Below are 11,940 nucleotides of genomic sequence, written 5' to 3'. Positions count from 1 at the left end.
TTGATGCCATGTCCGATCCTGGCGGAAAAATCGGTGCACGCGGGGCGCCGCCATGACCACGCGCCGTATTGCGCATCTCGACATGGACGCGTTCTATGCGTCGGTCGAACTCCTGCGCTATCCCGAACTGCGTGGCCAGCCCGTGGTAATCGGCGGCGGAAAGAACGCCACGCCCGAAACCCTGCCCGACGGCTCCCGCCGTTTCGTCAGGCTGCGCAATTACGCCGGCCGGGGCGTGGTGACGACCTCGACCTACGAAGCGCGCGCGCTCGGCGTGTTCTCGGCCATGGGCATGATGAAAGCGGCGCAACTCGCGCCGGACGCCATCCTGCTGCCCACCGATTTCGACTCGTATCGGCATTATTCGCGGCTTTTCAAGGCGGCCGTCGCCACGTTCACCACGCAAATCGAGAACCGCGGTATCGACGAGATTTATATCGATCTCACCGCCCTGCCGGGAGATCCGGCGGAGATCGCCACACGCATCAAGCAGGCCGTGCGCGACGCGACCGCCCTGTCGTGTTCGATCAGCGTCGCACCGAACAAGCTGCTGGCGAAAATCGGCTCCGAACTGGACAAGCCGGATGGCCTGACCATTCTCACCGCCGCCGACATCCCGCTGCGGATCTGGCCGCTGGCGGTGCGCAAGGTCAACGGCATCGGGCCGAAGGCGACCGAAAAGCTGGCGGCTATAGGCATAGAAACCGTCGGCGATCTCGCGCGCGCCGATCCGCAACTGCTTCAGGCAACGTTCGGGCGCAGCTATTCGGCGTGGCTCGTGGAAGTGGCGCAAGGTGCCGACGAGCGGCCCGTCGTGGTCAGTTCCGAGCCGAAGTCAATGAGCCGCGAAACCACGTTCGAGCGCGACCTGCATCCGCGCCAGGATCGCAGCGCGTTATCGGCGGCTTTCACGGATTTGTGCACGCGCGTTGCGGACGACTTGCGGCGCAAGGGCTACGAAGGGCGCACGGTCGGGATCAAGCTGCGCTACAACGACTTCAGCACGGTCACGCGCGACCTGACTGTGCCCGCGCCCACGGCCGACGCCACCGAAATCCGCCGCGCCGCCACCGAATGCCTGCGGCGCGTGCCGCTCGACCGGCGCCTGCGGCTCCTGGGCGTGCGCGTGACGGCGCTGGTGCCGGCGGGGTCGTATATCGCCGGGCCGGCGCCCGTTCAAGGCGAACTGCCGTTCGCCGCCGATTGAGGAAACATCGTGTATCAAAGCGATCTGTTCGATCCCGCGCCGCTCGATCTCATCACTGACGCCGAGTGCGGGATCCGCTATCTCCCGGATGTGGTCCCGGCCGCCACGGCGCAAGCGTGGTTCGAGCAAGTGCTCGGCGGCGTGATCTGGAGCAACCAGCGCCGCATGATGTACGAGCGCGAAGTCGATGTACCACGCCTGACGGCGCATTTTTCGCTCGGAGCCGCGGACTTGCCCGAGCCACTGCAAGAGGCGGCGGCTGCGGTCAGCGTGGCGACCGGCGCGGCGTTCAACAGCGTGGGACTGAACCTGTATCGCGATGGCAATGACAGCGTCGCGCCGCATAACGATCACACCCAGGAACTTGTGCCGAAAGCGCCCATCGCCATTCTTTCGCTGGGCGCAACGCGCCGCATGACGGTCCGCGCAAAATCGGGCAAAGGGCGCACGCTCAATGTGGATCTGCACGCAGGCAGCGTCGTCGCGATGAGTCATGCATCGCAATTCACGCACAATCACGGCATCCCGAAGATGGCGGAAGTCGCAGGTCCGCGCATCAGCCTGGCGTTTCGCTGCATGAGCACCTGAGCGCCGCAACGGCTGCTCAAACGGCGCGCGTGGGCGTACAGTCTCTACAGCGTCCATTCCGGGTGCCTGCCCAGACAACACTCGACGCACCGGGCCCAATTCTCATGCAGAAAGCGTATCTGAACCGTCTCGCCCCCGATGTTCGCGCGCTGGCCGAAGACCTTGAATACGCGCTTGGCTTCGAGATCATTGTGAAGGTGAGCCAGCACTTGCCACGCCGCGCCGCCGACGAACCCGGCGGACTGGAGTGCGAAGTGGATCAATCGGGCGCGCGCATTGTCATCCCGGACCCGGACTGGTTTCCGGATGGCTCCGTGCTGCACGAACTGTTTCACGTGCGCCGCTTCCTGCTTGAAGGAATCCCGCTTCTGGTCGACAACAAAGCGTACGTACGATGGAATCCGTGCGTGAGTTCAGCCGTGACGTATCACGACAACTGCATGGAGCATCTCGTGATCGTGCCTGAAGAATTGTGTCGGCGTCCTGAACGCCTGGCACATTGGGAGCGCGCGATAAGACAGGTTTGGGGCACGCTCGCCGTCACTGCATCGCACGAAGCCGATTGCCGACCAGGCGCGCTGGTGAACTGGGCGTTCATTGAACATGTTCTGCCGGACAGCGCGACGCGGCGCGAAGCGGTGACAGTGCTCGACCGCCTCGGCTTCAGGGAAGCGGCCGCGTGTTTCGCGGATGCGCTAGCGCCGGTTCTCAACGATAAAGAAAAGCTCGTGAAGCGCTGGTTCGAGCATCTGCACCTTCAGCCGGAGATGGCGTCGCTCCGATATCTGAACGTGTGGGACAACGCGTGCCGGGAAACGCCGCTGAACATTGTTGCAGCAGCGGCGCGCTCAGGCGCGCAGCGCAACCAGCGCCCTGCCCGTTAAAACGCTTCCCAGTCGGCGGCGCCTGCCAATGCGACGGGCTTCGCCTTCTCGACGCCCACGAGCGGCGTTTTCAACCGGGCAAGCCGTTCGCTTGCAACCGCGCGGGTCGTCTGCGCGAGCGCCGCTGCACGAGCGGGTTTCGCCGCGGGCTTCACAAATTCCGCACCACCATCGTTCAACTGAAATACCGCCACCGCCGCTTTCAACGCGCCCGCCTGATCTTCCAGCGACTGCGCGGCAGCAGCCGCCTCTTCCACCAGCGCCGCGTTTTGCTGCGTCACTTCGTCCATCTGCGTCACGGCCAGCGCGACTTGCTCAATCCCGCTGCTTTGCTCGTGCGATGCCGCTGCTATCTCGCCCATGATGTCGGTCACACGCTGCACGGCGCCGATGATTTCGGACATCGTGCGGCCGGCGTCGCCCACCAGCGTTGTACCCGTCTGCACGCGCGCCACCGACGTGTTGATCAGTTCCTTGATCTCCTTGGCGGCCCCGGACGAGCGCTGCGCCAGGCTGCGAACCTCGGCGGCCACGACCGCGAAGCCCCGGCCCTGCTCGCCGGCCCGCGCGGCTTCCACGGCTGCGTTCAACGCCAGGATGTTGGTCTGGAACGCAATGCCTTCGATGATCGTGATAATGTCCGCGATCTTCGTGGAACTCTGGTTGATGTCGCCCATGGTATCCACGACTTGCGAGACCACCGTGCTGCCCTTGTTCGCAATCTCCGACGCATTCGCGGCGAGCGAACTTGCCTGACGCGCATTCTCCGCGTTCTGCTTCACCGTCCCCGTCAGTTCGTCCATGCTCGACGCGGTTTGCTGCAGCGCCGACGCCTGCTCTTCCGTGCGCGACGACAGATCGATATTGCCCGCCGCGATCTGCTTGGTCGCCGACGCAATCGACTCGCTGCCCGAGCGCACCGTGCGCACGGTATCGATCAGGCTTGCCTGCATCTTCGCCAGGCCGGTGAGCAACTGGCCCATCTCGTCACGCGATGTCACGACCAGTTCGCGGCGCAGGTCGCCGGAAGCGATAGCGTCGAATTGAGCGAGCGCTTCGTCAAGCGGACGTCCGATGGCGCGGCGCAACGACAGCCACGAAAACGCTGCCGCAATCAGCCCGATAATGATCGCCACCACGCTGATGGTCTGGAATTCGCTGAACTTCTGCTGCGAGAGTTCGAAGTCGCTCTTCGCAGAATCGAACTGGTACTTGCGCAGCGACTCGCCAATGGCCGCCATTTCGTTGAACTTGACCTGCATGGCTTCCGCCGATGCAACGATCTTTTCGGCGTCGTTCGCGCGCACGTTCGCATAACCATCGTCGAGCATTTTTTGAAGTTCGAGCCGCTTCGCCTGGAACGCCTCAGCCATCTCGTGCTCGCCGGGTCCCTGCGGCAGCGCGGCGTAACGCGCCCATTCCTTGTTCGCACGATCGCGCATCAATGCGCCGCGTCCGATCGCCGTCTCCGCCGCAGCCGGCTTGCCAACCAGCAAGGCCGCGCGGTCGAAACTCAGCCGCTCGCGCGCCGTGAACATCTCCGCATTGCCGGCCGCTACCGCGCTGGGCATTTCGTTGGTGAAAAGGCCGCGCGTGGTCTCGTTGCCGCGGTTCATGCCCCACAGGCCCAGGCCGCCGATTATCACCAGCAACACGCCCAGAAAGGCCATGGCGATCCCGAGGCGCCCCTTGATCGTAGAAAGTATGTTCATGTCTCACTTGTCTCAACACCGTTATTCAAGCGGCGGCGCATGTGGATGGCAACGCGCAAACCGGAGCCGGATAAGGTTGTCGGCCCATATGCTTTAACGGCAATCGCCCCTCTCACTTGAGCAAATTGTCATAGCATCGTGGTATGCAGCGTCAATGCACATGCTTTCATTTTTATTACTGGCAATACCGGAGACACACCCATGGACGTCACGATTTACCACAACCCGTCATGCGGAACGTCGCGCAATACGCTCGCGCTGATTCGCAACGCCGGTATTGAGCCGAACATAATCGAATATCTGAAGACGCCGCCGGATCGCGGCACACTGATCAAGTTGATTCAGGACGCGGGGCTTGGCGTTCGCGACGCGCTTCGTGAAAAGGAGGCGGTGTTCGTGCAACTCGAACTCGCCGATGCAACGCTTGCCGACGAGCAATTGCTCGACGCCATGCTCGCGCATCCCATTCTGATCAATCGTCCGTTCGTGGTGACGCCGGAAGGCACGCGGCTATGCCGGCCATCGGAAAAACTGCTGGAGATTCTTTCGGTCGCCCAGCAAGGTCCGTTCGCCAAGGAAGACGGCGAACGGATCATCGATGAAAAGGGCAACAGGGTTCGCTGATAACCGCGAGCCAGGTCACGCGAATCTCGCGGCGGTTGTCAGGAACGGTAGTCGGGTTGTGTATCGGCGATAAGACGCAGCGCCGCCTGCCATGCAAGTTCCGTGATGCCGTCCGACCCTTCGGATTCGAACTGGCGCGCCGTGAGCTCGCGCACATGTTCGGGCGGAAAACGCAATTGCGCGCCGCCTGCCATGGCCTGCACTTGTGCCTGACACGCGCGCTCGAGAAAGTAGATTTCATGGAACGCGTGTGCGGCCGTCGCGCCGCCCGCGAGCAGACCATGGTTGCGCAGGATCATCGCCTTATGCGGACCCAGGTCTGCTACAAGACGATCCCGTTCGCCAAGATCGAGCGCGATGCCTTCGTAGTCGTGGTAACCGAGCTTGCCGTAGAACTTCAGCGCATGCTGGCTGATGGGCAAGAGCCCGTGCTCTTGCGCGGATACGGCCGTGCCCGCCGCCGTATGCGTGTGCACGACAAACGCCAGATCGTGACGCGCCATGTGCACCGCCGAGTGAATGGTGAATCCCGCCGCGTTGACCCGGAAAAGCTCCGGCATGTCGCGCGCTCGGTCATCGATAACCTTGCCCTGATAATCGATCTTCACCAGATCCGACGCCCGCATTTCATGGAACAGCACGCCGTAGCGGTTGATCAGGAACGCAGGTTTTTCATCGGACTTGCCGGGCATGACGGGCAAGCGCGCGGTGATGTGCGTGTCGATCATGTCGGTCATGCGAAAGTGCGCCACCAGCCGATACAGCGCGGCAAGGTCCTCGCGAACTTTTTGCTCGGCGGCGGAAAGAGAGGTCGGGACGGGCTGCATCGTGAGGTCCTTTTTTTGGGGCATCGAAACGCGAGCTTAACGCCGTATGACGCCCGGCAGCACGCACAGCATTTCGTACAGCAGATTGGCGCCAAGCAACGACGTATTGCCGGTCGTATCGTAAGGCGGCGACACTTCCACCAGATCGCATCCGATCAGGTCCAGCCCGTGACAGCCGCGAATGATTTCCATGCCTTGAATGGTGGTCAGGCCGCCGATTTCCGGCGTGCCCGTGCCGGGTGCCCACGCGGGATCGATGCCATCGATATCGAAGCTCAGATACACCGGGCCGCCTTCCACCTTGCGCCGCACTTCGGCCATCAGCGGGTCCAGCGATTTATGCCAGCATTCTTCCGCCTGCACGACACGGAAGCCTTGCCTGCGGCTCCAGTTGAAATCGTCAGCGGTATAGCCCTGCGCCCGCAATCCGATCTGCACCACGCGTTCGCAATCGAGCAAACCCTCTTCCACCGCGCGGCGAAACGTCGTGCCATGCGCAATCTTCTCGCCGAACATATGGTCATTGACGTCGGCATGGGCGTCCACATGCACGAGCCCGATCTTGCCGTGCTTGCGGTGCAGGGCGCGCAGGATCGGCAGCGTGATCGTGTGATCGCCGCCAAGCGTGAGCGGTTTGACATCGTGCTTGAGAATGACGTTGTAATGCTCTTCGATGATCCGCACCGCGTCGAGCAGATTGAACGTGTTGATGGGCACGTCGCCAATATCCGCCACCGACAGCGAATCGAAGGGCGCCGCGCCCGTCGCCATGTTGTAAGGCCGGATCATCACCGACTCCGCGCGAATGCCGCGCGGTCCAAAGCGTGTGCCGGCGCGCAACGACGCGCCAATGTCGAGCGGCACGCCTATGAAGGCGGCGTCCAGTCCTTCGGCCGATTGCAGATGCGGCAAGCGCAGCATGGTCGCAATACCGCCAAAGCGCGGCATCTCGTTACCGCCCAGCGGCTGATGAAAGATCTTTTCCATGGCATATCCCTCGCATTCGTTCATCGAATAGTCTGCGTCCGATTCTGAAGGCATGCGCCACGCGAACAAAGTGCTGGCACGAAATATTTAGTTCAGGTATTTCTAAAGTATCGGTGCGCAACCCTTCTTGCTTAACGGTTTCTTGCTGCGCACGTCCACCTCTTATTGTCTTAGCGGAGCGCTCGTCGTGGCCACAGTTCTGCCTGAAGCACGCTTGCTGCGCATCTTTGCCTGCGTGGTGCGGCATCAGGGATTCGCCGCGGCGCAGCAGGAACTGAATCTCTCCACATCGGCAATCAGCACCTATATGAGCCAGCTGGAATCGCTGGTCGGCGTGGTGTTGTGCCATCGCGGACGCGGAGGATTCAGCCTGACGCCCAAGGGCGAGGAGTTTCATCAGGAAGCGTTGCGGCTGCTGGGCGAAGTCGATGGTTTTGAGCGTTACGCCGCCGGCTTGCGCGGCGAGTTGCGCGGCAGCATCAAGTTGGGCGTGCTGGATTCGACCGTCAGCGACAAGGCGTTGCCCCTGTCCGAAGCAATCGGCGCATTCACGCGCGAACATCCCGCGCTGCATTTACATCTGCATGTGCAAAGCCCTTACGAATTGCAACTCAGTGTGCTTGGCAACCGGCTCGATCTCGCGATCGGCGCGTTCCACCTGCGCATGAACGGCCTGATTCACCATGCGCTTTATCGCGAGCAGCATTGGCTCTATTGCAGCAACACACATCCGCTTTTCAACGAACAGCAGATCCCGCACGAAACCATCAGCCAGCAGCGGATGGTCGGCCGCGCTTACTGGAGCCAGACCGAGCTTGCACGCCACGGCTTCAAGCGCAGCGAGGCGACGGTCGACAGCATGGAAGGACAGTTGATCCTGATTCTGTCCGGCGCGTTCATCGGCTTTTTGCCTGAGCATTATGCGCAGGCCTGGGTCGAAAACGGCCGCTTGCGGGCGCTCGAACCCGCGGCGTTTGGCTACAAGGCGCCATTCGGATTGATCCTCAGGCGCGGGCGTTCGAAGGAACCGCTGATCCAGAAATTCCGCGAAACGCTCAAGGGTTATCTGCCTCGGTAGATCCAAGACCCGCAAACTCGGCTCACGCGTCGGATGCTTCCCGATTCGCCAGCCGCTCGATTCTTCCAGTCCTGCGCGGAATAAATCGAATTCTCCATCCGTTAAGACTTCAAGCGCCGCGCACGGAACGCAGCGCGTTTTAATCAACCCTTGGAGAATTCACATGAACATCAGACGCATCGCCTCGATGCTGCTCGCCGTCCTGACCGTCTCCCTCGCCATGTCGCTCGCCGGATGCCAGACCGACGGCACGGGCGGCGGCTCGGGATCGAGCTCGAGCAGCAGCGGCGGCTATTGAACCGGGTCGAACACGTTGATGGAGCCATGAGCGGACCGGCGCGTCCGCCGGGAATGTCCGAGTCCGATTTCCAGCGCGCACTTGGAGAATTCGCCGCCGTCGTGGGCCGCGCTGCCGTGCTTTCCGGAGAGGGGGCGGCGCAGCCGTATCTCGATCCGTTCGATCCCTTTCCGCCCGGCGACACTCGCGCCCATGAGGCATCGGCTGTCGTTCTGGTGGCGGACATTGAACAGCTTCGCGCCGTGCTGAACGTGGCGAACCGGTATGGCGTGCCTTTGTGGAGCGTGTCGACCGGACGCAATTTCGCCTATGGCGGCGCCGCGCCGCGGCTCAAAGGCTGCGTCGTGCTGGACATGCAGCGCATGAACCGCGTGCTCGAAATCAACGAGACGCTGGGCTTTGCGCTCGTCGAACCGGGCGTAAGTTACTACGATCTTTATCGCGAGCTGAAGGCAAGAGACAGCAAGCTCTGGCTCGATCCGCCTGCCGCCGGCTGGGGCAGCGTGATGGGCAATACGCTCGAGCGCGGCTTCGGCACGACGCCTTACGGCGACCACGCGTCGGCGCAATGCGGCATGGAAGTGATGCTGGCAAACGGCGACCTGGTGCGCACCGGCATGGGCGCAATGAGCGGCAGCCGCGAATGGCAGGTCTTCAAACCCGGTTTCGGGCCGTCTTATGACGCCATGTTCATGCAATCGAATTTCGGCATCGTCACGAAGATCGGCGTGTGGCTGATGCCGCGTCCGGCAGGCTATCTGTTGTGCCGCTATATGTTCCGTCATGACGCCGATCTGGAAAATATCGTGGAAACACTGCGCCCGCTCAAACTCGACGAAACCATCCAGAGCAACGCGGTCATCGAAAGCGCCGTGCGCTGGGCCGCGGGCGTTTCCACGCGAAAGCAATGGTATGACGGGCCGGGCGCCATGCCGGATGCGCTGATCGACAAGATGGCGCGGGCGCTCGGTATCGGCCGATGGAACCTGCGCTTTTGCCTGTATGGTCCCGAGCGTCTGGTCAAGGCGCGGCGCGATGTGATCCACGAGCGTTTTTCACGCATCGCGGACGCGCAGCTGATCGAGTTGCCCTATACCGATTCCAGCGTCGAACCGAAAGGCGGCGGGGACCGCAGCCAGGTCGGCATTCCGAACCTCGACGCATTCAACCTGCTCAACTGGCGCGGCGGCTCGGGCGCGCATATCGACTTCTCGCCGGTGTGCCCGCCGGTAGGCCACGACACCGTGCAGCAGGTGCGAATGGTGCGGGACCGGGCGGCGCAATACGGCTTCGATTACTACGGCGGGTTCACCGTCGGAGCACGCAGCATGCATCACATCTTCGCGGCTATTTTCAATCGCGACGACGCCGGGCAAACCACTGGCGCGCGCAACTTGCTCGAAACCTTGATAAACGACTTCGGCGCGGCGGGTTATGGTCAATACAGGACGCATCTGGAATACATGGACCTCGCGGCGTCGCAGTACGACTTCAACAATCATGCGCTGATGCGCCTGAGCGAGACTATCAAGCATGCGCTCGATCCGAACGGGGTCCTGTCTCCGGGGAAACAGGGAATCTGGCCCGGCAAGAACGGAGGCCGCGCACAATGAAACACACGCGGCGTGATTTCCTGGCGGCAAGCTCGCTGGCGGCGGCTGGCGTGCAAACGCCATGGTCCGCGAGGGCGCTGACGTTGTCGCAACCGTACGAGCCGGTCGTACAACCGCTCATCGTCATATTCGATGAACATCTCGCCGACAGCCGCGCGTTCGCCTTGAGAGCACGGGTAACAGGTGCGCGCAGCGTGCCGCTGAGCCGGGACATCGGCGAACTCTGGTTCCAGCTTCAAAAGCGCAACCCGGACTCGCCGCAGCAGGGGTTCGCCGGACTGACACAACACGCCGATGCGTTCCTGCTTGCCCGCTTCGCGCAGGACGTAGGCATGCAGGTAACGCAACACGCGGTGGGCCCGCTGATCATGTGGCGCCTGGACCCGCCTGCCGCCTGAGACCGGTTGAACTCGGGCCGTCCTCACTCCGACTTGCAGACTATTGCAGTCGTCACGGGTGTTATTTCGCGGACGATTGCGCTGCTTCCCGACTGGCGCACGCGTTCCTTGACGTCGTCGGAAGGTCCTGTCACGACCACGCCATAAGCAGAATCCGCGATAGGCGTTCCCTTGCCTTGAGCGAAAAGAGGATCGTCCTTCTGATAGCCGAGCACGACAAACACCTTGAAGTCGTATGCCGTGAGCTTGACGCCGTGAGCCGGCCGGAACGCGTTGACGGAGTTGGCCTCGACGCGCATCGGCTTGCTCTGGATTTCGCCGCTTGCCAGAAGCGCGCTGATAAACGTATGCCCCGACGATTTGCAGTCGAGCTGTTCCTCGATCGCCTCGGCATGCGCGAGCGTGGGCAAGAGTACTGACAGCACGCATAGCGCAGTCGCAGACTTTGTCGCCATTCTGAGAGACTTGGTGATGCGCATCCCTGCCCCCGTTTTTTCGACATTGCATTAGGCAGCCACCAAGGTTTTTGGCCGCTGCTTCCGAATGTACATGCACGCCGGTTTTATTGCCGAGACGATGCGTGCCCTGCCGCTCACACGCCCGGGCGACCAGGCGCGCCGCATGACCGGAACCGCTCCAGGCGCACGGCAAAAGTGCAAGTCCGAAAACCTCGCCAACGTTTGCATGTTTTAGCGTGCTCCCCCGCCCGGCTCAAGGTCCTTCCCGCCATCCGAAATAAAACGCGCCAGCATGTGGGCTACCCCATTTATCCGCTCAAGAGTTTTTTAAACAGGCTCGCGCTTGCGCCTACAATAGCCCCCTCGCAGCCTCTTGACACCTCAAGCGCTTTAACCGGTAAGCAGCAGCATGGTCACTGAAACCTCATCCTCTGATTCCCTCGCCGTCGCCCAGCGCGTACGCGACCTGATGAATCGCCACGGCATCGGCAAACGGCAGCAGACCGCCGAGCTCTGCCGCATTCTCGACCTGAGTTTTTCCCAGGGCCACCGCAAACTGCGCGGCAACAGTCCATGGACGCTCGCGCAGATTCGCCGCGTGGCGGAAGCCTTCGACGAACCCGCGCTGCAGCTTTTCGACGCCAAGAATGCCGACGTCGACGACACCGAGGGCACGGCGCAGGACGCCGTCCTCAAGCTCGGCGCAGCCGAGATTGCGTGCGTTGCGTGGATAGGCGACGCGCTCGAACCCGGCAGCCGGCCGGATTTCATCGCGCAGAACATGAACGGGCGATGGCTCGTGACCACGCACGAAGGCGTGTTGCTGCAGGCCGCTCATGACGTGCACAAGATCGAGATCCAGCCGCGCCGCACGGACATGGACAAGCTGCTGATCGCGGTCGTGGACGACGACCAGACTTCTGCTGACAATCTTCACGACTATCTTGAGCGCAGCGGTTTTGCGGCGGTGGCCCTTTACGGGCTCGACGGTTTTGCCGAAGCACTGCAAACGCAAGTCTTCGACGCCGTGGTCATCGACTGGCTGTTCGGCTCGCACACGTCGGCGGAAGCGATTCGTGCGGTGCGCAATTCGGACAATCCGGATGCACCCGTGTTCGTGCTGACGGGCGAACTGACCACCGGCAAGGCCAGCGAATCTGAAATCAGCGACATAATTCAGCGCTACAACGTGACGTGTTTCGAGAAACCGGCGCGCATGGCCATTCTCGTTGCGGACCTTTCGAAGCGATTGTTGAGAGCGTGATG

The 11,940-nt window shown here is 62.1% G+C and carries 13 protein-coding genes; 9 read left to right on the top strand and 4 right to left on the bottom strand.

Translation table 11 applies throughout. The features are described from left to right. Window positions 1-52: 52 nt before the first annotated feature. The 3 genes from dinB to ACRWA7_RS07520 all read left to right on the top strand — a co-directional run bounded on the left by dinB (window position 53) and on the right by ACRWA7_RS07520 (window position 2,679). A complete protein-coding gene (gene dinB, locus ACRWA7_RS07530) occupies window positions 53-1,207 on the top strand; it encodes a DNA polymerase IV (protein WP_438392121.1) in 1,155 nt (384 codons plus the stop codon). 9 nt (window positions 1,208-1,216) lie between these two features. After that, on the top strand, window positions 1,217-1,795 hold the full coding sequence (locus ACRWA7_RS07525) for an alpha-ketoglutarate-dependent dioxygenase AlkB family protein (protein WP_438392120.1): 579 nt from the start codon (window positions 1,217-1,219) through the stop codon (window positions 1,793-1,795). Window positions 1,796-1,899: 104 nt separating this feature from the next. After that, complete coding sequence (locus ACRWA7_RS07520) at window positions 1,900-2,679, top strand: hypothetical protein (RefSeq protein ID WP_438392119.1); 780 nt, start codon at window positions 1,900-1,902, stop codon at window positions 2,677-2,679. On the opposite strand, the gene ACRWA7_RS07515 is transcribed toward ACRWA7_RS07520, so the two are convergent. After that, window positions 2,676-4,391: a methyl-accepting chemotaxis protein gene (locus ACRWA7_RS07515; protein ID WP_075643258.1), complete on the bottom strand. Its 1,716-nt coding sequence runs from the start codon at window positions 4,389-4,391 to the stop codon at window positions 2,676-2,678. The genes ACRWA7_RS07520 and ACRWA7_RS07515 overlap by 4 nt on opposite strands. 201 nt (window positions 4,392-4,592) lie before the next feature. Here ACRWA7_RS07515 and arsC point away from each other — a divergent pair, with 201 nt between their 5' ends. Beyond that, window positions 4,593-5,015: an arsenate reductase (glutaredoxin) gene (gene arsC / locus ACRWA7_RS07510; protein WP_060818251.1), complete on the top strand. Its 423-nt coding sequence runs from the start codon at window positions 4,593-4,595 to the stop codon at window positions 5,013-5,015. A 38-nt stretch (window positions 5,016-5,053) separates the two neighbouring features. Here the strand turns inward: arsC and ACRWA7_RS07505 are convergent, their stop codons facing one another. Next, on the bottom strand, window positions 5,054-5,866 hold the full coding sequence (locus tag ACRWA7_RS07505; RefSeq protein ID WP_438392118.1) for a class II aldolase/adducin family protein: 813 nt from the start codon (window positions 5,864-5,866) through the stop codon (window positions 5,054-5,056). Between the two features lie 12 nt (window positions 5,867-5,878). After that, window positions 5,879-6,829 carry an agmatinase gene (gene speB, locus ACRWA7_RS07500; protein WP_438392117.1) on the bottom strand — a complete coding sequence of 317 codons (951 nt, stop codon included), beginning with the start codon at window positions 6,827-6,829 and terminating at the stop codon, window positions 5,879-5,881. 187 nt (window positions 6,830-7,016) lie between these two features. Here speB and ACRWA7_RS07495 point away from each other — a divergent pair, with 187 nt between their 5' ends. From ACRWA7_RS07495 to ACRWA7_RS07480, 4 genes are all read left to right on the top strand, one after another. Continuing rightward, window positions 7,017-7,907: a LysR family transcriptional regulator gene (locus ACRWA7_RS07495; protein ID WP_438392116.1), complete on the top strand. Its 891-nt coding sequence runs from the start codon at window positions 7,017-7,019 to the stop codon at window positions 7,905-7,907. Window positions 7,908-8,070: 163 nt separating this feature from the next. Then, window positions 8,071-8,205, top strand: coding sequence for a hypothetical protein (locus ACRWA7_RS07490; protein ID WP_438392115.1), 135 nt, complete (start codon window positions 8,071-8,073; stop codon window positions 8,203-8,205). A gap of 26 nt (window positions 8,206-8,231) precedes the next feature. Next, on the top strand, window positions 8,232-9,818 hold the full coding sequence (locus ACRWA7_RS07485; RefSeq protein WP_438392114.1) for an FAD-binding protein: 1,587 nt from the start codon (window positions 8,232-8,234) through the stop codon (window positions 9,816-9,818). Further along, the gene (locus ACRWA7_RS07480; RefSeq protein WP_438392113.1) at window positions 9,815-10,216 is read left to right on the top strand and encodes a hypothetical protein; all 402 of its coding nucleotides are present in this window, start codon (window positions 9,815-9,817) and stop codon (window positions 10,214-10,216) included. The genes ACRWA7_RS07485 and ACRWA7_RS07480 overlap by 4 nt, the downstream gene beginning before the upstream one ends. A gap of 23 nt (window positions 10,217-10,239) precedes the next feature. On the opposite strand, the gene ACRWA7_RS07475 is transcribed toward ACRWA7_RS07480, so the two are convergent. Further along, window positions 10,240-10,641 carry a hypothetical protein gene (locus tag ACRWA7_RS07475; protein WP_244163991.1) on the bottom strand — a complete coding sequence of 134 codons (402 nt, stop codon included), beginning with the start codon at window positions 10,639-10,641 and terminating at the stop codon, window positions 10,240-10,242. A 442-nt stretch (window positions 10,642-11,083) separates the two neighbouring features. On the opposite strand from ACRWA7_RS07475, the gene ACRWA7_RS07470 reads away from it, so the two are divergent. After that, a complete protein-coding gene (locus ACRWA7_RS07470; RefSeq protein ID WP_438392112.1) occupies window positions 11,084-11,938 on the top strand; it encodes a helix-turn-helix domain-containing protein in 855 nt (284 codons plus the stop codon). Window positions 11,939-11,940: the final 2 nt, after the last annotated feature.

This window comes from Caballeronia sp. DA-9, from assembly GCF_051615025.1.
Taxonomy (GTDB): Bacteria; Pseudomonadota; Gammaproteobacteria; order Burkholderiales; family Burkholderiaceae; genus Caballeronia; species Caballeronia sordidicola.
This window is presented reverse-complemented; position numbering and strand designations above follow the sequence as displayed.

What these genes read in the sequence shown, in the direction of transcription:
- ACRWA7_RS07490 (WP_438392115.1), top strand. Translation starts at nt 8,071, where the DNA reads ATGAACATCAGACGCATCGCCTCGATGCTGCTCGCCGTCCTGACCGTC.
- ACRWA7_RS07480 (WP_438392113.1), top strand. Translation starts at nt 9,815, where the DNA reads ATGAAACACACGCGGCGTGATTTCCTGGCGGCAAGCTCGCTGGCGGCG.
- ACRWA7_RS07505 (WP_438392118.1), bottom strand. Translation starts at nt 5,866, where the DNA reads ATGCCCCAAAAAAAGGACCTCACGATGCAGCCCGTCCCGACCTCTCTT.
- arsC (WP_060818251.1), top strand. Translation starts at nt 4,593, where the DNA reads ATGGACGTCACGATTTACCACAACCCGTCATGCGGAACGTCGCGCAAT.
- ACRWA7_RS07470 (WP_438392112.1), top strand. Translation starts at nt 11,084, where the DNA reads ATGGTCACTGAAACCTCATCCTCTGATTCCCTCGCCGTCGCCCAGCGC.
- ACRWA7_RS07515 (WP_075643258.1), bottom strand. Translation starts at nt 4,391, where the DNA reads ATGAACATACTTTCTACGATCAAGGGGCGCCTCGGGATCGCCATGGCC.
- speB (WP_438392117.1), bottom strand. Translation starts at nt 6,829, where the DNA reads ATGGAAAAGATCTTTCATCAGCCGCTGGGCGGTAACGAGATGCCGCGC.
- ACRWA7_RS07520 (WP_438392119.1), top strand. Translation starts at nt 1,900, where the DNA reads ATGCAGAAAGCGTATCTGAACCGTCTCGCCCCCGATGTTCGCGCGCTG.
- ACRWA7_RS07485 (WP_438392114.1), top strand. Translation starts at nt 8,232, where the DNA reads ATGAGCGGACCGGCGCGTCCGCCGGGAATGTCCGAGTCCGATTTCCAG.
- dinB (WP_438392121.1), top strand. Translation starts at nt 53, where the DNA reads ATGACCACGCGCCGTATTGCGCATCTCGACATGGACGCGTTCTATGCG.